This window comes from Pseudomonas sp. LS2P72 (assembly GCF_054897865.1).
This window is the reverse complement of record NZ_CM142708.1, coordinates 3836308-3857035: the sequence shown is the minus strand read 5'-3', so window position 1 is coordinate 3857035 and position 20728 is coordinate 3836308. Positions and strand designations below refer to the sequence as shown.

19 protein-coding genes and 1 pseudogene are annotated in these 20728 nt (G+C 59.3%); 10 read left to right on the top strand and 10 right to left on the bottom strand.

The annotated features are described in order from the left end of the window. The first annotated feature begins 193 nt into the window (after positions 1 to 193). Positions 194 to 1006, top strand: coding sequence for a crotonase/enoyl-CoA hydratase family protein (locus ACYZUA_RS17600; protein ID WP_461959887.1), 813 nt, complete (start codon positions 194 to 196; stop codon positions 1004 to 1006). Positions 1007 to 1012: 6 nt separating this feature from the next. Further along, positions 1013 to 1843, top strand: a complete 831-nt coding sequence (nudC, locus tag ACYZUA_RS17595; protein WP_461959886.1) for an NAD(+) diphosphatase — start codon at positions 1013 to 1015, stop codon at positions 1841 to 1843. On the opposite strand, the gene ACYZUA_RS17590 is transcribed toward nudC, so the two are convergent. Then, positions 1811 to 2590, bottom strand: a complete 780-nt coding sequence (locus ACYZUA_RS17590) for a TSUP family transporter (RefSeq protein WP_461959885.1) — start codon at positions 2588 to 2590, stop codon at positions 1811 to 1813. The genes nudC and ACYZUA_RS17590 overlap by 33 nt on opposite strands. A 191-nt stretch (positions 2591 to 2781) precedes the next feature. Then, entirely contained in the window at positions 2782 to 4020 is a 1239-nt protein-coding gene (locus tag ACYZUA_RS17585; protein ID WP_461959884.1) for an acyl-CoA dehydrogenase family protein, read from the bottom strand. Positions 4021 to 4374: 354 nt separating this feature from the next. Between ACYZUA_RS17585 and sfnG the strand changes: the two genes are divergently transcribed. Continuing rightward, positions 4375 to 5469, top strand: a complete 1095-nt coding sequence (gene sfnG / locus ACYZUA_RS17580; RefSeq protein ID WP_461959883.1) for a dimethylsulfone monooxygenase SfnG — start codon at positions 4375 to 4377, stop codon at positions 5467 to 5469. A 149-nt stretch (positions 5470 to 5618) separates the two neighbouring features. On the opposite strand, the gene ACYZUA_RS17575 is transcribed toward sfnG, so the two are convergent. Both ACYZUA_RS17575 and ACYZUA_RS17570 read right to left on the bottom strand, forming a co-directional pair. Beyond that, positions 5619 to 6095 (bottom strand): nuclear transport factor 2 family protein, encoded by a 477-nt coding sequence (locus ACYZUA_RS17575; protein WP_461959882.1) that lies wholly within the window; start codon positions 6093 to 6095, stop codon positions 5619 to 5621. A gap of 56 nt (positions 6096 to 6151) precedes the next feature. After that, on the bottom strand, positions 6152 to 6715 hold the full coding sequence (locus tag ACYZUA_RS17570; protein WP_461959881.1) for a TetR/AcrR family transcriptional regulator: 564 nt from the start codon (positions 6713 to 6715) through the stop codon (positions 6152 to 6154). A gap of 215 nt (positions 6716 to 6930) precedes the next feature. Here ACYZUA_RS17570 and pssA point away from each other — a divergent pair, with 215 nt between their 5' ends. The 7 genes from pssA to ACYZUA_RS17535 all read left to right on the top strand — a co-directional run bounded on the left by pssA (position 6931) and on the right by ACYZUA_RS17535 (position 15491). Beyond that, entirely contained in the window at positions 6931 to 8274 is a 1344-nt protein-coding gene (gene pssA, locus ACYZUA_RS17565) for a CDP-diacylglycerol--serine O-phosphatidyltransferase (protein WP_461959880.1), read from the top strand. Between the two features lie 245 nt (positions 8275 to 8519). Further along, on the top strand, positions 8520 to 9536 hold the full coding sequence (locus tag ACYZUA_RS17560) for an AraC family transcriptional regulator (protein ID WP_461959879.1): 1017 nt from the start codon (positions 8520 to 8522) through the stop codon (positions 9534 to 9536). Positions 9537 to 9785: 249 nt separating this feature from the next. Further along, positions 9786 to 11450 carry an AMP-binding protein gene (locus ACYZUA_RS17555; RefSeq protein WP_461959878.1) on the top strand — a complete coding sequence of 555 codons (1665 nt, stop codon included), beginning with the start codon at positions 9786 to 9788 and terminating at the stop codon, positions 11448 to 11450. Between the two features lie 16 nt (positions 11451 to 11466). After that, positions 11467 to 12228 (top strand): SDR family NAD(P)-dependent oxidoreductase, encoded by a 762-nt coding sequence (locus ACYZUA_RS17550; RefSeq protein ID WP_134421544.1) that lies wholly within the window; start codon positions 11467 to 11469, stop codon positions 12226 to 12228. 12 nt (positions 12229 to 12240) lie between these two features. Further along, positions 12241 to 13434 carry an acetyl-CoA C-acyltransferase gene (locus ACYZUA_RS17545; RefSeq protein ID WP_461959877.1) on the top strand — a complete coding sequence of 398 codons (1194 nt, stop codon included), beginning with the start codon at positions 12241 to 12243 and terminating at the stop codon, positions 13432 to 13434. Positions 13435 to 13575: 141 nt separating this feature from the next. Then, positions 13576 to 14703 carry an acyl-CoA dehydrogenase gene (locus ACYZUA_RS17540; RefSeq protein ID WP_008152693.1) on the top strand — a complete coding sequence of 376 codons (1128 nt, stop codon included), beginning with the start codon at positions 13576 to 13578 and terminating at the stop codon, positions 14701 to 14703. A gap of 14 nt (positions 14704 to 14717) precedes the next feature. Next, complete coding sequence (locus ACYZUA_RS17535; RefSeq protein WP_461959876.1) at positions 14718 to 15491, top strand: enoyl-CoA hydratase; 774 nt, start codon at positions 14718 to 14720, stop codon at positions 15489 to 15491. A 97-nt stretch (positions 15492 to 15588) separates the two neighbouring features. Here the strand turns inward: ACYZUA_RS17535 and ACYZUA_RS17530 are convergent, their stop codons facing one another. The 6 genes and pseudogenes from ACYZUA_RS17530 to ACYZUA_RS17505 form a co-directional block, all read right to left on the bottom strand. Further along, complete coding sequence (locus ACYZUA_RS17530) at positions 15589 to 16740, bottom strand: acyl-CoA dehydrogenase family protein (RefSeq protein ID WP_059402381.1); 1152 nt, start codon at positions 16738 to 16740, stop codon at positions 15589 to 15591. Positions 16741 to 16743: 3 nt separating this feature from the next. Then, on the bottom strand, positions 16744 to 17850 hold the full coding sequence (locus tag ACYZUA_RS17525) for an enoyl-CoA hydratase/isomerase family protein (protein ID WP_461959875.1): 1107 nt from the start codon (positions 17848 to 17850) through the stop codon (positions 16744 to 16746). Between the two features lie 166 nt (positions 17851 to 18016). Next, positions 18017 to 18724, bottom strand: a complete 708-nt coding sequence (locus tag ACYZUA_RS17520; RefSeq protein ID WP_461959874.1) for an HPP family protein — start codon at positions 18722 to 18724, stop codon at positions 18017 to 18019. Positions 18725 to 18882: 158 nt separating this feature from the next. After that, a pseudogene (locus tag ACYZUA_RS17515) lies at positions 18883 to 19077 on the bottom strand (MFS transporter); the annotation flags it as partial. Between the two features lie 423 nt (positions 19078 to 19500). Further along, the gene (locus ACYZUA_RS17510) at positions 19501 to 20232 is read right to left on the bottom strand and encodes a DUF4225 domain-containing protein (protein WP_461959873.1); all 732 of its coding nucleotides are present in this window, start codon (positions 20230 to 20232) and stop codon (positions 19501 to 19503) included. Continuing rightward, on the bottom strand, positions 20220 to 20714 hold the full coding sequence (locus tag ACYZUA_RS17505; protein WP_461959872.1) for an Hcp family type VI secretion system effector: 495 nt from the start codon (positions 20712 to 20714) through the stop codon (positions 20220 to 20222). The genes ACYZUA_RS17510 and ACYZUA_RS17505 overlap by 13 nt, the downstream gene beginning before the upstream one ends. Positions 20715 to 20728 lie beyond the last annotated feature (14 nt).

Genomic DNA, 20728 nt, shown 5'->3' with positions numbered 1-20728 from the left:
GGCATGTTTTTTTACGTTTTTGCGTCAAGAAGTATTCGAGATGTCACATGAATGTGCGAAGCGCGGCGTTGCTCGTGCACCGTTGCAGTGCGCAGGTTGGTCCCGTCTTTGGCCGAACCGCTGCCTTACGGTCCGCCTTGATGCCTTGTTATAGTTCGGGCCTCATTTTCTGCCCGGTAAAAGGATCACTGCCATGTCTCAGTACACTGCGTTCACCGTCGAACTGGCCGATAAAATCGCCCATGTGCAGATCAACCGGCCGGAAAAGATCAATTCGATGAATGCCGCGTTCTGGAGCGAGATCATCGAGATTTTCCAGTGGGTCGACGATACCGACGAAGTCCGGGTGGTGGTGCTCAGTGGAGCGGGCAAGCATTTTTCTTCTGGCATCGACCTGATGATGCTGGCTGGCGTAGCCAATGAACTGGGCAAGGACGTGGGTCGCAATGCGCGCCTGCTGCGCCGCAAGATCCTCGCCCTGCAAGCGTCTTTCAATGCTGTCGACAATTGCCGCAAGCCGGTACTGGCGGCGGTTCAGGGTTATTGTCTCGGTGGCGCCATCGATCTTATTGCTGCCTGCGACATGCGTTACGCCGCCGAAGACGCTCAATTCTCGATCAAGGAAATTGACATCGGCATGGCGGCCGACGTTGGCACTTTGCAACGCTTGCCGCGGATCATCGGTGACGGCATGCTGCGTGAACTGGCTTACACTGGTCGCACTTTCGGTGCCGAAGAAGCGCGTGGCATGGGCCTGGTCAATCGTGTTTACAGCGACACCGCCAGCCTGCTCGACGGTGTCATGGGCATAGCCCGCGAGATCGCCAGCAAGTCGCCGATTGCGATCACCGGCACCAAAGAGATGATCAGCTACATGCGCGACCATCGCATCGACGACGGCCTCGAATACGTCGCCACCTGGAACGCCGCGATGCTGCAATCCACCGATCTGCGCGTGGCCATGGCCGCCCATATGAGCAAACAGAAACCCGAATTTCTGGACTGATTAAAAATGATTTCACGCTGGACCACTGCAGTACTGGACACCGATCAACCCGGCGGCTGGGCCGTGGCGCGCAGCCCCGAAGGTTTTCTGTTCGATGACAATGGCGCGCTGTTCCCGCGCGAATGGCTCAAGCGCCAGGACCTGTCGATCCTTGCTGAACATGGCATCGGTCACCTGGACGGCGAACCGGTCTATTTGTTGGAACTGCGCAGTCACAGCGACGTGCCGGGCTGCAACTGGAAGGGGCTGCGGGCGTTCATGCTCGAAGGCGACCATACGGTTTACAAGGTGCTCGGTTATGCCGCGCAAATCGGCACCTGGGCCCGCGAACACCGCTTTTGCGGTAACTGCGGGCAGGCGATGACCCAGGTGACCCGGGAACGGGCGATGTATTGCGAACCGTGTGATTTACGCAGCTACCCGCGCATTTCGCCGAGCATGATTGTGCTGGTGACCCGTGGCGATGAAGTCCTGCTGGCCCGTTCGCCTCGCTTTGTCACCGGCGTCTACAGCACGTTGGCGGGGTTTGCCGAACCGGGCGAATCGGCCGAAGACTGCCTGATTCGCGAAGTCCGCGAAGAAGTGCAGATCGAGGTCAAGAATATCCAGTACATGGGCAGCCAGTGCTGGCCGTTCCCGCATTCGATGATGCTGGGTTTCCATGCCGAATACGCCGGTGGCGAGATCGTGTGTCAGGAAGATGAGATCGAAGACGCCCAGTGGTTCAACGTTCATGAGCTGCCGCCGTTGCCGGCGTCGCGCTCGATTGCCCGTTACCTGATCGACGTCTATGTGGCGCGGCGCTTAGGCCACGCTGAACCAGTGTTGCCAGGCTAACCGCACGGTCAAGCCCAGCACCACGGTGATGAATACCGGGCGAATGAACTTCGCACCGCCGCTGATGGCGGTGCGAGCCCCGAAGAACGCCCCGACCATCACCGACAGGCCCATGCTCAGGCCGATGATCCAGTCCACCTGCCCGGAAAATACGAACACCGACAGTGCCGCAATGTTGCTGACGAAGTTCATGCTGCGCGCCACACCGCTGGCCTTCACCAGATCGATGGGGTACATCAGCATCGTGCTGACGGTCCAGAACGCGCCGGTGCCGGGGCCGGCCACGCCGTCGTAAAAACCGAGGCTGAAGCCTTGGGTCGATTGCCACTTTTTCTTGATCGGTGCGTCGCTGTCCAGCGGCGCCTTCGGCGTGCCGCCAAACAATAGATAGAGGCCACAGGCGAAAACGATCACCGGGAGCATCTTGTTCAGCCATTCCGCGGGCAGGTAGTGAGCGACTACGGCACCGGTCAGCGCGCCCACCAGCGTGCCGACAATGGCGTGCATCCACTGCCTTGGATGGAACAGCTTGCGTCGGTAGAAGGTGAAACTGGCCGTGGCCGAGCCGAACGTCGAACTGAGTTTGTTAGTGCCCAGCACCAGATGCGGCGGCAGGCCTGCGGTCAGCAGCGCCGGGGTGGTCAACAAACCACCGCCGCCGGCAATGGCGTCAATGAAACCGGCAATGAAAGCAACGAGGGCCAGAACGGCCAGGGTGGTGAGGTCAACACTGAGTTCAAATGGCATGGAATCGGCTTATTCGGCGGGGTGCAGGACAGGGCTGCGGGGAAGGGCCGATATCTTACCTATATCCAACTTCTGCGGCGACCGCTCTGGCCTCATCGCGAGCAGGCTCACTCCCACATTTGATCTATGTCGCACCGAAGATCCCCTGTGGGAGCGAGCCTGCTCGCGATGGCGTCAGCCCAAACAACCCATCACTTTGGCTGCGGCCCATTGCCGATCTGCCACACAAACGGCGGCTCGGTCCCGTTGATCGCCCAATCCCCGACAATCCGTGCCTTGTAGATCACCGGGTTGTGCGACGACACGGTCCGCGCATTGCGCCAGTGCCGGTCCAGCGATTTACCCACGCGAGTATCCGAAGCCCCCAGCGCGTTGAACAGTTGCGTGGTCGCTCGCTGGATCAGTTCCGACACCACCACCTGCGCCTTGGCCGATTCGATTTCCGCCGCGACATTCGCCTCATGTTCCAAGGCGTCATCACCCGAGAATCTCGCCAGATAAGCCCGCTGCGCCGGTTGCGCAGCCCTCAAGGCGCTGGCCTCGGCCGCATACACCAGGGCCGCGATTTCACCGACCACTTGCTGCACCTGCGAATCCTGGCTGACATGCTGCGCATTGCCATGGCTGTAGATGCGTTTACGTTCACGCACCTGATGAGCCACATCGCGCAATGCCGCACGGCCGATCCCGGCCAGGGTCGCCAGCAGCACCAACTGATAAAACGCGGTCTGGTATTTGAAACGGGTGGCGAAGTCGATGATGTTCTCGGCCTCCACGTCGGCATCGATAAACCGTGAAGTACCACTGCCGGTAGTGCGTTGGCCGAAACCGTCCCAGTCGTCGCTCTGCACGATGCCCGGCTGACGAGTGCGGACCGCAGCAATCACGTCGTCGCCGGTGTCGCTGCGTTGCGCGTACACGTCGATCCAGTCGGAGAACAGGCTGCCGGTGCTGTAGAACTTCTCACCGTTGAGCCTCCACTGATCGCCGTGAGGCGAGACTTTGGTGATGACATCGCCGATCGCCACGCTGCCAATCTCGGTCCAGGCATTGCCGGCGATATCACCCTCGACGAAGCGTTTGAACCAGAGGTCCCGGCCCGGACCCTGCGGGGAATTCAAGCGATCCTCGGCGAAGGCGAAGTGCCCGCGCAAGGCCTGAGGTACGTTGGAATCGGCTTCGGCCAATTCGATCAGCAGCTCAAACAGTTGTGGGACAGAGGCGCCGCCACCGCCGTATTCAACCGGAATCCGTACGGCGCCGAAACCGGCGTCCTTGAGCCACTGAATCGGTTCGTACGGAAGGCTGCGGGACTGTTCGCGCTCAACGGCACCGGCGGCGATGCGTTGGAAGATCGGCCGGAACCTTGCGGCCAGCGCTTCATAGTCAGCGCCGGTGGACAGCGGATTGATTACCTGGTGTTCGGTCATGGGACGGCTCCTTGATTCGGCAGTGGATGCCACTGGGGATTGCACGGACCATGCCGAATTCAAAGGCCTGTCATTACGGGCATGCACGGGTTTGCCCCGACTGCAACTGTTGCAGCGCCAACAGTGCATCAGCAAATTGCTCAGACACACCCGGATCCCTGTAGGAGCGAGCCTGCTCGCGAAAGCGGTATGTCAGCCAACGAAGATGTTGAATGGCACACCGCTTTCGCGAGCAGGCTCGCTCCCACAGGGTTCTCGCCCGGCTCAAGACACTCGTGCCACACGCCACGTTTCAGCGCTGGCACGGTTGCTGCTCTTACCTCAGGACTTTCCTAAAGTCCCGAGGACATGCCAATGAGTCAGCAAGCCGTCAAATTTGCCTACTGGGTGCCGAACGTCAGCGGCGGGCTGGTGGTCAGCAAGATCGAGCAACGCACCCACTGGGGCATCGACTACAACCGCAAACTGGCGCAACTGGCCGAGGAGGCAGGGTTTGAATACGCCCTGACGCAGATCCGCTTCACCGCCGGTTACGGCGCCGAGTACCAGCACGAATCCGTCGCCTTCAGCCACGCGTTGCTGGCCGCCACGACCAAACTGAAAGTGATCGCCGCGATCCTGCCCGGCCCTTGGCAACCGGCGTTGGCGGCCAAGCAATTGGCAACCATCGACCAGCTGACTAACGGCCGGGTGGCGGTGAACATTGTCAGTGGCTGGTTCAAGGGTGAGTTCCAGGCGATTGGTGAACATTGGCTGGAACACGACGAGCGTTATCGCCGCTCCGAAGAATTCATTCGCTCGCTGAAGGGCATCTGGAGCCAGGACAACTTCAGCTTTCGCGGCGACTTCTACCGCTTCGACAACTACAGCCTCAAACCCAAACCGCTCGGTCAGCCGGAAATCTTCCAGGGCGGCAGTTCCCGCGCGGCTCGAGACATGGCGGCACGGGTGTCGGACTGGTACTTCACCAACGGCAACACCCCGGAAGGCATCAAGGCCCAGGTCGATGACATTCGCACCAAGGCGGCGGCGAACAATCATTCGGTGAAAGTCGGCGTGAACGCGTTTGTCATTGCCCGCGACACTGAAGAAGAAGCGCGAGCCGTGCTGGCGCAGATCATCGATCAGGCGGACCCCGAGGCGGTGAATGCGTTTGGCGATGCGGCGAAGCAGGCGGGCAGGGCGTCACCTGAGGGTGAGGGCAATTGGGCCAAGTCGACCTTCGAGGATCTGGTGCAGTACAACGACGGTTTCAAGACCAACCTGATCGGTACGCCGCAGCAGATTGCCGAGCGGATCGTCGCGCTGAAAGCGGTGGGCGTGGATCTGGTGTTGGCGGGGTTTCTGCACTTTCAGGAAGAAGTGGAGTATTTCGGCAAGCGGGTATTGCCGTTGGTGCGTGAGCTGGAAGCAAAAGCGCAGGTGAAGCAGGCCGCCGCGGTAGCCTGAACACCACCAAACTCCTGTGGGAGCGAGCCGGCTCCGGGCGGCGTTCCGACGATGGCGCCAACAAATTCAACATCAATGTTGACTGATAGTCCGCTATCGTCGGAACGCCGCCCGGAGCCGGCTCGCTCCCACATTGGATCTCGGTGAAGTTACAGACCCAGGTCAGACAAGCCTGGATGATCATCCGGCCGACGGCCCAGCGGCCAATGGAACTTGCGGTCGCTTTCCTTGATCGGCATGTCGTTGATGCAGGCAAACCGATTGGCCATCAAACCGTTCTCGTCGAACTCCCAGTTTTCGTTGCCGTAGGAACGGAACCAGTTGCCCGAGTCGTCGTGCCATTCGTAGGCATAACGCACGGCGATGCGGTTGCCGGTAAAGGCCCAAAGTTCTTTGATCAGGCGGTAATCCAGTTCCTTGGCCCATTTGCGCGTCAGGAAACCTTTGGCTTCTTCGCGGTTGTAGGCAAACTCGGCGCGGTTACGCCATTGGGTGTCCAGGGTGTAGGCCAGCGACACGCGTTCCGGGTCGCGGGAGTTCCAGCCGTCTTCGGCCAGGCGTACTTTTTCGATGGCCGATTCACGGGTGAATGGCGGCAATGGCGGACGAACTTTGGCATCAGACATTAATAGTTTCCCTATCAAAGTAAAGTTCTAGCAAGTTGTCGGGCTTGGTTTAAGTGTTACAGGTCCAATAACTTTCGCGCCATGCATTGCGCATTATCGGCGGCACTGTGATCACCCATGACAAGCGCCACGGTAATGGCACCGTCGATCAGGATCAGCAGCTGTTTGGCCAGCGTCTCCGGGTCTGTGGCGCCATGTTCGGTGCAGAGCTCGCGCACGTAGTCGAGCAGCTTCTGTTTGTGGTCTTTGGCGACCAGGCGAACCGGGTCTTGCGGGTCGCCGGTTTCGCCGCTGGTGTTGATGAATGCACAGCCACGGAAACCTTCAGAGGCGAACCAGGCCTTGAGTACGGTAAACAGGTTGAGCAGCCGGTCGGCCGGTGTTTCAGCCTGGTCGACTTCGCTTCTGTACCAATGCATCCAGCGCACATCACGGCGTTGCAGGGCCGCGACGGTGAGCTCCTCCTTGTTGGCGAAGTAGCGGTAAATACTCTTTCTGGAGACGCCGGCGGTTTTCACCAGAAGATCCATCCCGGTGGCAGCGATGCCACTTTTGTAGATCAACTTTTCGGTGACGTCCAGAATGATGTCGCGTGTGTCGTTGCTGGTTATGTCGTTCATGGCGCCACAGTAGAACGATCGTTCTCCTTGGTCAAGCAGGTATTTTTGTCGCCTACAAAATTGCTATCGCGAGCAGGCTCGCTCCCACAGGGGAATGCATTTCAATGTGGGAGCGAGCCTGCTCGCGAAGGGGCCTTTACAGACACTCACAAGACCCAAGGCAATCCATGGTGTAAGCTCTCGGGTTCTTCGGATTCGACCTTTTTGCGAGCCTTATGCCGTCGCTCTTCAAACGCTCTCTGCTGCCCAAACTGCGCAGTTTTCCGCTGACCGCCGATGCCGTCACCATCATTTCCGGCGCTGCCGAGTTTCGCCGTTGCCTGCTGGAAAAAATCGCCAGCGCTACCCGGCGCATTTATATCGTCGCGCTCTATCTGCAACAGGATGAAGCCGGCCAGGAAATTCTTGATGCCTTGCACGCGGCCAAACTGGCGCGTCCGGAACTGGACGTGGTAGTGGTCGTTGACTGGCTGCGCGCTCAGCGCGGCTTGATCGGCGCCGGCAAGCAGCCGGGCAACTCGGCCTGGTATCAGGAAACCACCCGGACTCATGCCAGTGAAGTGCCGGTGTATGGCGTCCCCGTGCAGACCCGAGAGCTGTTCGGCGTGCTGCATTTGAAAGGCTTCGTGATCGATGACTGTGTGATCTACAGCGGCGCGAGCCTGAACAACGTCTATCTGCACAAGTTCGACAAATACCGCTACGACCGTTATCACGTGCTGCAGAACAGCGCTCTGGCCGATTCGATGCAGCACCTGGTCCAGCACGGTCTGATCGCTTCCAAAGCGGTGCATCGTCTTGATTTGCCGAACCTGCCGACCACCCGCAGCCTGCGCAACGACATCGGCGACTTGCGCAGCCGCCTCAAGCACGCGGCGTACGACACCACGACTGGCACCACGCAAAAGGGTGGTTTGTCGGTCAGCCCATTGCTCGGTGTCGGCAAGAACAACCCGTTGAGCCGGGTGATTTGCGAGTTGATCGCCAGCGCTCAACATCAACTGACCATCTGCACGCCATACTTCAACCTGCCGCTGAGCGTGACCCGGGAAATCAACCGGGCACTGGCGCGTGGCGTGAAGATCGACATCATCGTCGGCGACAAGACGGCCAACGACTTCTACATCCCGCCGAGCGAACCGTTCAAGGTAATTTCGGCGCTACCGTACCTTTACGAGATCAGCCTGCGGCGTTTCGCCAAGCGTCATCATCGCAGCGTCGACAGCGGCCAACTGAACCTGCATCTGTGGCGTGACGGCGACAACACCTACCACCTCAAGGGCATGTGGATCGATCAGCGCTACACCTTGCTGACCGGCAACAACCTCAACCCGCGGGCGTTCCGACTCGACCTGGAAAACGCCTTGCTGATTGATGATCCGAAAGGCGAGCTGCTGGAGCCGCGTCGTAAAGAGCTGGCGGAGATTTTCGAGAACACCCGCCGGATCGAGCGTTATCAGGAACTGGAAACGCTGCTGGAATACCCGGCGGGGGTGGCCAAGTTTCTCAAGCGCGTGAGTCGTGTGCGGATCGAGCGGTTGTTGTACCGGATTTTGTGAGCATGGCGGGGTAGGTGCGTCGCCCTCCAAAATGCCTTCGCGAGCAGGTCAGATCGCCGCACTGGATTTGTGATCGACACAACCCCCTGTGGGAGCGAGCCGGCTCCGGGCGGCGTTCCGACGAAAGCGGCGTGTCAGGCGACATCAATTCTGACTGGTACGGCCCCTTCGCGAGCAGGCTCGCTCCCACAGGGTTCTGCGCTAAGATGCCGGCACTCAAACAAGAACAAGGCTTGCCTCGGTCAATGTCGGAAAAAGACACCATCTCCATTCAACTGGTGCGCGAAGCACTGTTGCAAAGTTGCGCCCCCGGAGCGGCCACCGATGAGGTGTTGAACAAGGTCGGCATCGATCCGGCGCTGCTGGAAACCACCACTGCCCGCGTACCGGCCACCGCTTACGCAAGGCTGTGGCGCTTGTTGGCACGGCGTCGGGACGATGAGTTTTTTGGCATGGACCCGCGCAAACTCAAATCCGGCAGCCTGGAGTTTCTCTGTCGCTGCTCCATGGTCCAGCCGAGTCTGGCTGCCGGCCTGACCTCGGGTTTGAGCTTTTTGTCGTTGATGCTCGAACACCTGCCCGCGCAGTTGGTTCGTCAGCAAAGCCTGGCGGAAATCGTCCTGCTCGAAGACGACCAGGACCCGCGCCGCGCCTTTACCTATTTCACTTACTGGATGATCGTGCACGGCGTCGCCTGCTGGCTGGCGGGGCGGCGGATTCCGATCCTGGCCATCGAATTGCGTTGCCCGACACCGGACTTCTGCGATGACTATCAGGTGATGTTTTCCGAGAATTTGCGTTTTGACCGGCCGCGTACGCGAATGATTTTCTCGGCCGAGAGCCTGGATCTGCCGATCAAGCGCAGCCCGGAAGAACTCAAGCGTTTCCTGGCCCATGCGCCGGCCAATATTCTGGTCAAGTACCGCGACCCGGAGAGCCTCGCCAGCCGGATCAAGCACGATTTGCGGCAACTGCCCGCCGAACGCTGGCCGGAAACCGACCCCCTGGCACAGCAGCTGTGCATGTCGGCTTCCACCCTGCGTCGACGTCTGGCCGAAGAGGGCCAGACTTACCAGGGGCTCAAGGACAGCGTGCGCAAGGAGCTGGCGATTGTCTGGCTGGCAGAACCGACCATCAGCTTCTCCGAGATCGCCACGCGGCTGGGGTTTGCCGATACCAGCTCGTTCTACAAGGCGTTTCGCAAGTGGTCGGGGTCAAATCCCGGGCATTACCGCAGCCTGATTCTCAACGAAGCTGACTGATCTGAAGCCTGTGGTGTCTGGGCTGACGCTATCGCGAGCAGGCTCGCTCTTACATTTGGAATGCGTTTCCCTGTGGGAGTGAGCCTGCTCGCGATGGGGCCCTTACAGGCGCCATATCTCTCGAATCTTGGCCAAACCAGTCACGCAACTTGATAGCTTTGACCATTGTCCCGCGCCCCGCGCAGAGCGAGTATTTCCCTGTTAATCGAGGTTCCCCCAGCCTAATAAAAAAACAAAGGGATTCTGGCAATGCGCGATTACTTGTCTGCTACATCACAGTTCAATTATCAGCACACCGTCGACGCCGCACTCGCCGGCGATTTGACTGCCCTCAATGCCTGTGTCGAGTGTTGCGACCGGCATGCCTTGCCGGGGCGCATCGCGCTGTTCTGGGAAGGCCGCGATGGCGCCAGCGCGACCTACACTTTCAGCGACTTGCAGGACAAAGCGGCGCGGTTCGCCAATTTCCTGCTGGCCCAGGGCGTGAAAAAAGGCGACAAGGTGGCCGGTCTCCTGCCACGTAACATCGAACTATTGATCACCGTCTTCGCCACCTGGCGCATCGGCGCGGTCTACCAGCCGCTGTTCACCGCATTCGGCCCGAAAGCCATCGAACACCGCCTCAGCAGCTCGGGTGCCAAAGTGGTGGTCACCGACGCGGGCAATCGCTCCAAACTCGCTGAAGTCGCCGACTGCCCGACCATCGTCACCGTCGCCGGTCCCAAAGGCCAAGGCATCGTCCGTGGCGATTACAGTTTCTGGGCCGAACTGGCCAATTATTCTGCTGAATGCGAACCGGTCCTGCTGACCGGCGAAGACCCGTTCCTGCTGATGTTCACCTCGGGCACCACCGGTCCGTCGAAAGCGCTGTCCGTTCCGCTCAAGGCCATCGTCGCGTTCCAGAGCTACACCCGTGACGCCGTGGATTTGCGCCCCGAAGATGCCTTCTGGAACGTCGCCGATCCGGGTTGGGCCTACGGCATTTATTTCGGCGTCACCGGGCCGATGGCCATGGGGCATCCGATCACCTTTTACGATGGCCCGTTCACCCTCGAAAGCACTTGCCGGGTGATCAACAAATACGGGATCACCAACCTCACCGGTTCGCCGACGGCCTATCGCCTGTTGATCGCGGGTGGCGACGAGTTCGCCCGCTCGATCAAGGGCAAGCTGCGCATCGTCAGCAGCGCCGGCGAGCCGCTGAACCCGGAAGTGATTCGCTGGTTCGCCGACAACCTCGGCGTGGTCATTCACGACCATTACGGCCAGACCGAACTCGGCATGGTCCTGTGCAATCACCATGGCCTCGAGCATCCGATCCACATGGGCGCCGCCGGTTTCGCCTCGCCGGGCCACCGCATCGTGGTGCTGGATGACGAGTACAAAGAACTCGGCGTCGGTCAGCCGGGCATTCTGGCCATTGATCGCACCCAGTCGCCGATGTGCTGGTTCGCCGGTTACGAAGGCGCACCGACCAAGGCCTTCGTCGGCAACTATTACCTGAGCGGCGACACCGTCGAGTGGAACCCGGACGGCAGCATCAGCTTCGTCGGCCGCAGCGACGACGTGATCACCACCTCCGGTTATCGCGTCGGTCCGTTCGACGTGGAAAGTGCGTTGATCGAACACCCGGCCGTGGTCGAAGCAGCCGTGGTCGGCAAACCCGATCCGGAGCGCACCGAACTGGTCAAAGCCTTTGTCGTGCTCAGCGCGCAATACCGCGCCGCGCCGGAACTGGCCGAAGAACTGCGCCAACACGTGCGCAAACGACTGGCCGCGCACTCGTACCCCCGTGAAATCGAATTTGTCAGCGAATTGCCGAAAACCCCTAGCGGCAAATTGCAGCGCTTTATCTTGCGCAACCAGGAAATCGCCAAGGCTCAAGAGGCCGCCGCGAAGAACGTTTCAGCTTGAATCCAAGGAAACAATGATGCAGATCGAAAACAAGGTTTTTCTCGTCACCGGCGGTGCGTCCGGCCTCGGTGCGGCCACGGCTGAAATGCTGGTCGCGGCGGGCGCCAAAGTGATGCTGGTGGACATGAACGCCGAGGCTGTTGCGGCCCAGGCTGAACGTCTCGGCGCACAAAGCGTGGTGGCGGACATCAGCAACGAAGCCGCGGCGCAAGCCGCTGTGCAGGCGACGGTCAAAGCCTTCGGTGGCCTCAATGGTCTGGTCAACTGCGCCGGCATCGTGCGCGGTGAGAAGATCCTCGGCAAGAACGGCCCACACGTGTTGGCCAATTTCAGCCAGGTGATCAACGTCAACCTGATCGGCAGTTTCAACATGCTGCGCCTGGCCGCTGCGGCGATTGCCGAAACCGAAGCAGATGCCGATGGCGAGCGCGGCGTGATCATCAACACCGCCTCGGCTGCAGCCTATGACGGCCAGATCGGCCAGGCCGCGTATGCCGCCTCCAAAGGCGCGATCGTCAGCCTGACCTTGCCCGCCGCCCGTGAACTGGCGCGCTTCGGCATCCGCGTGATGACCATCGCCCCGGGCATTTTCGAAACCCCGATGATGGCTGGCATGACCCCGGAGGTCCGCGCCTCCCTGGCGGCTGGCGTGCCGTTTCCGCCACGTTTGGGCAAACCAGGCGAGTATGCCGGGCTGGTCAGGCATATCATTGAAAACAGCATGCTCAATGGCGAGGTGATCCGTCTCGACGGTGCCTTGCGCATGGCCGCCAAGTAAGGAGGATTTGTCATGACTATTTCCAACGATCCCATTGTTATCGTCAGCGCCGTCCGCACCCCGATGGGCGGTTTCCAGGGCGAACTGAAAAGCCTGACTGCACCGCAACTCGGTGCTGCGGCAATTCGCGCCGCCGTCGAACGCGCCGGTGTGGCGCCAGACTCGGTTGAAGAAGTGCTGTTCGGTTGCGTCCTGTCCGCCGGCCTCGGCCAGGCCCCTGCGCGCCAGGCCGCACTGGGCGCCGGGCTGGATAAATCGACCCGCTGCACCACCCTGAACAAGATGTGCGGTTCTGGCATGGAAGCAGCCATTCTGGCCCACGACATGCTGGTGGCCGGCAGCGCCGACGTGGTTGTCGCCGGCGGCATGGAAAGCATGTCCAACGCGCCGTATCTGCAGGACCGCGCCCGCAGCGGTTATCGCATGGGCCACGGTCGCGTACTCGACCACATGTTCCTCGACGGCCTGGAAGACGCTTACGACAAGGGCCGCTTGATGGGCACCTACGCCGAGGATTGCGCCGAAACCAACGGTTTCACCCGTGAAGCTCAGGACGCATTTGCCATTGCCTCGACCACCCGCGCGCAGCAGGCGATCAAGGACGGCAGCTTCAAAGACGAGATCGTGCCGCTCACCGTGACCGTCGGTAAAGAGCAGGTGCTGATCAGCAACGACGAACAGCCACCGAAAGCCAAACTGGACAAGATCGCTTCCTTGAAACCGGCGTTCCGCGACGGCGGCACGGTGACGGCGGCGAACTCCAGCTCGATCTCCGATGGCGCCGCGGCACTGGTGTTGATGCGCCGTTCCGAAGCTGAAAAGCGCGGCCTGAAACCGCTGGCAGTGATTCACGGCCACGCGGCGTTTGCCGACACGCCGGGCCTGTTCCCGGTGGCACCGGTGGGCGCGATCGAGAAGCTGATGAAGAAAACCGGTTGGTCGCTGGACGAAGTCGATCTGGTCGAAGTCAACGAAGCCTTCGCTGTGGTCAGTCTGGTCACCATGACCAAACTGGAAATTCCCCACGAGAAGATCAACGTTCACGGCGGCGCTTGCGCCCTTGGTCACCCGATCGGTGCGTCTGGCGCGCGGATCCTCGTGACCTTGCTCTCGGCCCTGCGCCAGAAAGGCCTGAAACGCGGCGTTGCAGCGATCTGCATCGGCGGCGGTGAAGCCACGGCCATGGCCGTTGAATGCCTTTACTAGGCCAACCTCACCCCTGTGGGAGCCAGCCTGCTGGCGATGACGGTGTGTCATAAAAGTAGACATTGACTTGACACGACGCCATCGCCAGCAGGCTGGCTCCCACAGAGTTCTGTGTCGTACCCCGGATTTTAAGGATTTGGCATGATTCCCAATGACGAACAACTTCAGATCAGCGAAGCGGCCCGGCAGTTTGCTCAGGAACGGCTGAAACCGTTCGCCGCCGAGTGGGACCGCGAGCATCGCTTCCCCAAGGAAGCCATCGGCGAGATGGCGGAGCTGGGCTTCTTCGGCATGTTGGTGCCGGAAGAGTGGGGCGGTTGCGACACCGGTTACCTGGCCTATGCCATGGCCCTGGAAGAAATAGCGGCCGGCGACGGCGCCTGCTCGACCATCATGAGCGTGCACAACTCGGTGGGTTGCGTGCCGATTCTCAAGTACGGCAACGACGACCAGAAAGAACGCTTCCTCAAACCTTTGGCCAGTGGCTCGATGCTCGGCGCTTTTGCCTTGACCGAACCGCAGGCCGGCTCCGACGCCAGCGGCCTGAAAACCCGTGCCCGTCTGGAAGGCGATCACTACGTGTTGAACGGCTGCAAGCAGTTCATCACCTCCGGGCAGAACGCCGGGGTGGTGATCGTGTTCGCCGTGACCGACCCGAGTGCCGGCAAGCGTGGCATTACGGCGCTGATCGTGCCGACCGATTCGCCGGGCTACAAAGTCGCACGGGTCGAAGACAAGCTCGGTCAGCACGCCTCCGACACCTGCCAGATTCTGTTTGAGGACGTGAAGGTGCCGGTGGCCAACCGGTTGGGCGAGGAGGGCGAAGGTTATCGAATCGCCCTGGCCAACCTCGAAGGCGGCCGTGTCGGCATCGCTTCGCAATCGGTGGGCATGGCCCGCGCTGCGTTCGAAGCGGCCCGCGACTATGCCCGCGAGCGTGAAAGCTTCGGTAAACCGATCATCGAACATCAAGCGGTCGCGTTCCGCCTGGCGGACATGGCCACCCAAATCGCCGTCGCTCGGCAAATGGTGCATTACGCGGCGGCGCTGCGTGACAGCGGTAAACCGGCCTTGGTCGAAGCGTCCATGGCCAAGCTGTTCGCCTCGGAAATGGCTGAGAAGGTGTGCTCCGCAGCCTTGCAAACCCTCGGCGGTTACGGTTACTTGAACGATTTCCCGCTGGAGCGGATCTACCGCGACGTGCGCGTTTGCCAGATCTACGAAGGCACCAGCGATATTCAGCGCATGGTCATTTCGCGCAATCTTTGAGAAGGAAGCTACTTGTGAACTACGAAACGATTTTGTTGGAAACCCATGGTCGCGTCGGCCTGATTACCTTGAACCGTCCGCAAGCGCTGAATGCGTTGAACGCTCAGATCGTCAGTGAGCTGAACCACGCCCTCGATGGCCTGGAAGTCGATTCGAACATTGGCTGCATCGTGCTGACCGGCTCGAAAAAAGCCTTCGCGGCCGGCGCCGACATCAAGGAAATGGCCGAGCTGACCTACCCGCAGATCTACCTCGACGACCTGTTCAGCGACAGCGATCGCGTGGCTAACCGCCGCAAGCCGATCATTGCCGCCGTCAACGGTTTCGCCTTGGGCGGTGGTTGTGAACTGGCGCTGATGTGCGACTTCATCCTGGCCGGCGACAATGCCAAATTCGGTCAGCCGGAAATCAACCTCGGCGTACTGCCAGGCATGGGCGGCACCCAGCGCCTGACCCGCGCGGTGGGCAAGGCCAAGGCCATGGAAATGTGCCTCAGCGGTCGCTTGATCGATGCGGTGGAAGCGGAGCGTTGCGGGATTGTCGCGCGGATTGTTCCGGCTGATGAGTTGCTGGAAGAAGCGTTGAAAGTCGCGGCGCTGATTGCCAAGAAGTCGCTGCCGATTGCAATGATGATCAAGGAAAGCGTCAACCGCGCGTTTGAAGTGAGCCTGTCGGAAGGTGTGCGTTTTGAACGTCGGGTGTTCCATGCGGCGTTTGCTACGCAGGATCAGAAGGAAGGGATGGCGGCGTTTATTGGTAAGCGTGAGGCCGAGTTCGTCGGAAAGTAATTCGGCGTATTCGATGACGCCATCGCGAGCAAGCTCGGCTCCCACAGGATTGCGCATAACCTGTAGGAGCCGAGCTTGCTCGCGATGCTTTTAGGCATCACACCAAATAGTGCTTCAGCTCCCGAGCAATCACCATCCGCTGTATCTCGCTCGACCCTTCATATATCTGCGTAATCCGCGCATCCCGGTAGTAACGCTCCACCGGGTAATCCTCCAGATACCCATACCCGCCATGAATCTGCATCGCCGATGAACACACTTTCTCGGCCATCTCGGATGCAAACAGTTTGGCCTGTGAAGCCTCCGACAGACACGGCTTGCCGGCACTGCGCAACCGCGCGGCATGCAAGATCAGCAGTCGTGCCGCGTTCAACCGGGTGTGCATGTCGGCCAGCATGTTGGCGATGCTCTGGTGCTCGATGATCGGTTTGTCGAACTGCACCCGATCCCGGGAATAGGCCAGCGCCGCTTCAAATGCCGCGCGGGCAATGCCCAGCGCCTGCGCCGCGATGCCGATGCGGCCACCTTCAAGGTTCGACAGGGCAATCGCCAGTCCTTTGCCGCGCTCACCCAGCAGGTTGGCTTCGGGAATGGTGCAGTTGCTCAGGGTCACCGCGCAGGTATCGGAAGCACGGATGCCCATCTTGTGTTCGGTGCGATCAACGATGAAACCCGCGGTATCGGTTGGCACCAGGAACGCCGAGATGCCGCGCTTGCCCAGGTCTGGATCGGTCACCGCGAACACGATGGCCAGTTTCGCCCGTTTGCCGTTGCTGACGAATTGCTTGGCGCCGTTGATCACCCACTGGCCATCGCGCAGTTCGGCGCGGGTGCGCAGGTTGTGGGCTTCGGAACCGGCCTGGGGTTCGGTCAGGCAAAAGCAGCCGATGGCCTGACCGCTGGCGAGGTCCGGCAGCCAGGTCTGTTTCTGTTCTTCAGTGCCGTAGTTGAGGACCGGACCGCAGCCCACGGAGTTGTGAATGCTCATCAGCGCGCCAGTGGCGCCGTCACCGGCGGAAATCTCTTCCACCGCCAAGGCGTAAGCGACGTAGTCGACGTAGGTGCCGCCCCATTCCTCGGGCACCACCATGCCCAGCAGACCCAGTTCGCCCATCTTCGCCACCAGACCGTCATCGATCCAGCCAGCCTTTTCCCAGGCCTGGGCGTGGGGTGCGATTTCGCCGCGGGCAAAGTCCCGGGCCATGTCGCGGATCATGACTTGCTCTTCGCTCAATTCGATATCGTGCATGGCTCAGCTCCCGCTTTGGTCAAAACCCGTGAAGAAACTCGCGACGTGCTCGGCGTCCAGCGCCTGCAAGGTCGACGGGTTCCAGCGCGGTTTCTTGTCTTTGTCGATCAGCAAGGCGCGCACGCCTTCGATCAGGTCGCCGCGCTCGAACCACTGACGGTCCAGGTGCAGCTCAAGGGCGAAGCAGTCTTCCAGACTCAAGTGCCGGCCGCGACGGAGCATTTCCAGGGTCACGCCCATGGCCAGCGGTGAACGGCTTTCCAGCAGGTCGGCGGTGGTCGTAGCCCACTCGTGGCTGTCGGCGACCGTTACTTCACGCAGTTGCTCAACAATACTCGGCACATCGGGCAGGGCGAAGAAGTGATCGATGGCCGGGCGCAACGCGCTCAATGGCGCGTCGGGCAGCTGTTGCACCGCGAGTTTCGCCAGCAGACCTTGAAGGTCCTTCAACGGCGTTTCGTGCCATTCGAGCTGATCGAGTTGCTCGTCCAGGGTGCCCAGCCTGTCGCTTTCCAGATACCAGTCGGCCAGGCCGCAATAGAGCGCATCGGCCGCACGGATCTGCACGCCGCTGACGCCGAGGTAAATACCCAGTTCACCGGGAACGCGCGGCAGGAAATGGCTGCCACCGACATCCGGGAAATAACCGATCGCCACTTCCGGCATCGCCAGACGGCTTTTCTCGGTGACCACTCGCAAGTCAGCGCCTTGCACCAGACCCATGCCCCCGCCCAGGACAAAGCCGTCCATCAAGGCGAGCACCGGTTTGCGGTAATGGTGAATCGCGAGGTCGAGGGCGTATTCCTCGACGAAGAAATCTTCGTGCAGCGTGTCGCCGTTCTTGAAGCTGTCGTACAGCGAGCGAATGTCGCCGCCGGCACAGAATGCCTTCTCGCCAGCACCGCGCAATACCACTGCGTGTACATGCGGATCCAGTGCCCAGGCGTCGAGCTGACGCTGGAGGTTGCGCACCATGTCCAGGGTGATGGCGTTGAGTCCAGTGGGGCGGTTGAGGGTCAGGTGGCCGATGTGGTTGCGAACCTCGGCCAGCACTTCGTTTTGCGTGGCATCCATGGACGAAGTCGCCTTCGATGAAACCTGAGCAGTCATCACTAACTCCCTGCTTTTATTGTTCTTTATAGAGATGCTCGCGCGCGAGCGATGCTGGATCGTATCAGTGCAAATTTGTGATGTACAACCGGCATATGTGCAGGGTTAGTTTGCGTTTTTGCCTTAAAGCAAGATCAAAAGATCGCAGGGTGCGATCTTTTGATCTTCAACCCTTACTGGAAAACACATCGCCAATGCTGCGCCGTTTGGCATGCAGCTCACTGGCATGGATCAACTGTTCGAGGTCTTCGGGGGTGACGTCGAAGAAGGCTTCCATGTCCGCCAAAGCCAGTTTCAGGTCTTGGGCGGTGATCGCCTGGCTGTCGGTGGGCGGTCGATCGGCCGGCACCCTGGACACCGGTTCGCTGGCGCGTTTTGGGTAACGAATGCGCGTCAGGTTGTTGTAGGCCAGGGCGCTGAGCAGCAGGGTCGATCCGCTGAGCATCACCGGGCCGAGGGCTTTCCAGTCCAGGGCAATGGTCGCCGGGTCTGCCAACACCAAAAGCAATGCCAGCGCCCCGGCCGGTGGATGCAGGCAACGCAGCCAGCACATCAGAATCAGCGCCATGCCGGCCGCCAGGCAAGCGCTGCCGAGAGTTCGTCCGAGCACGTGAGCGACCAGCAGCGAAACCACCCCGGCGCTGAGGTAGCCGCCAAGAATCGACCAGGGCTGGGCGAGGGCGCCGGAGGACACTGCGAACAACAACACAGCCGATGCGCCCAGCGGACCGATCAGGTGCTGTGCCACTTGCATGCCGAATACCTGACTGCACAGCCAGACGCTGAACATCGTGCCCAAGGACATGCCGATCGCGGCGCGGCTCCATTCGGAGGGGCGGGTGTTAATGGCGGCGGGAAACCAGCGAGCGAACATGAGGCAGACGATCCGTTGAAAAAACCGAGGCAAAAAAAAGGCTTAGCTGGGATACCCAGAAAGCCCTTGAAGTTGTTCCAACTATTGGGGGAGGAACGGGCACAGTGTGCCGTTCATTCCTGATGCTGACAAATTCATATTAATGCAGTTTTAGTGCATTAATTTTGCTGTAAGGCCACACGACGACCGCTCATGAAACACAGGAAACCACCCATGGCGGTCAGTGCGCTCAGGGCATAAAACATCGTTGGTGCGGGGGTGTGCATCAGCAGGAAACCGCAAATCACCGGGCTCAGGGCACCGCCGAGGGCCGCGAGGTTTTGCGCGCCGTAATAGCTGCCGCGCAGCTCTTCCCGTCGCCGAACGCAGCCTCGCAGGCTCGACTGCTGCTACAAGGGATTGAGGTGCAGCAGGGCGTAATCGTTTTTGTCGAAACGGCCGCTCAAAATGGGCGGCAATGCACGCAAAGGCGTGCCCTGCAGGGTGCGATAGTGTCGACGGCAGTTAAAATTGATTAGGCTAGCTCATTCCATGAGCTAACTATCTTTTATTGTTCTTTCCTTGTAGCGCCTCCTGAAGTTTTTTAGGGAAAGCTACCAAAAAATAAACAGATAAGCCGGCAAAGCAAATAACGCCCATTAGCCTGGCAATCATATAGTTTACTTCTACGAAGTAAGAAATTACGAATAAAATGACTACAGTGTAGAAGCCGGCACAAGAAATCAGTAATAAATAAATGCGGACGAGAAGTATGATTTTTCTGATTTTGTCGATAATCATTGATTGGGCTCATCTTTGATTTTCCATTCTTTATATATTCCATTTGTGGTTATTGCATCAGCGCTGTGCTCCAATACAAATACAGGGATGGGTGTATTTTGGTATGCGCGTACATAGTCTGCTCTAACATGTCGAAATAATCGCCACGAGTCAGGTTTCAATACAAGTCTTCCAGCTCCATATATCGACATTCCTACATCGAAGGAGCCATAGGCAATGTTTCCTTCTCGCTTCGTATATTTAAATGACTGTGCCACTGCTTGGTATGTTTTTCTTACCGGACCTACTGTGTCAGTGCGATTCTCTAGGATATTGCGTCCGTTTTCATAAACATTATTTGCGCCATGGGCCATCATTGGCGCCCCGAAGAAAAGGCACAACGTACCCGCTGATCCGTAGCAAATCCCAGCACCTGTCGCGACTTGAAGTGCTCCTGCAATTGCTCCGACACCTTTCTGTGCAACCTCCGATGCTTGGCTCAGCAAACTACTCTGTTCGCTCTTTATCTCTTTCAAACCTTGTTCAGCACTCTTTCGCCCCTGCGCCACATCATTAACAATCACTCTCGCGTAATAAGAAACTTCGCGATTGAATTGCAGGCGCAACGTCCCGTCATTGATATGACGGGCGCCCAATGTGCAGGCTTGTTGGGTCAAGTTAGCTGCGGCCTTGCTGATCGCCCAGTAATCACAACTACTTTCTTCGCAGCGATCCTTCAACTGTCCCATTCGTCATTTCCCCATGAAGCGTACCCGCTGGTTCCTGCGAGGTGGTGCCGCCACGTGATTTCACGATAACGAATAGCAACATGCTCTTGGGGTTCGACGTCATTCTGTAAAACCACATGGGGCATATCAAGTGTCAGGTCGGCAATAATGCCGCCTTCAATTTCAATGCTGAAAAATTTCTCCTGAAGACCAAACGAAGAAATCCGATAGAAACTTATCGCGCAGTTAATTTCCTCTCTACTGGATAGCGCTTGCGCGAGTAAGGGAGATGACTTATCGACATTTTTTGTGATGACGAGCGGGCGGTGCGTCGGCTTATTAATGTTCCCTATATTGGACATGTTGTGGCTGTAAGACAGCACCATGATTTCATCTGCATGGCCTGTTTGGCATTTATTGCCAATAGAATCTTGAGTTGAACAACCCGCCGATATCAGTCCTTGAGTCTTACCTGTGATGGTCATATAGCCGTGATTAGCCATGTAGGCGCCGCTCC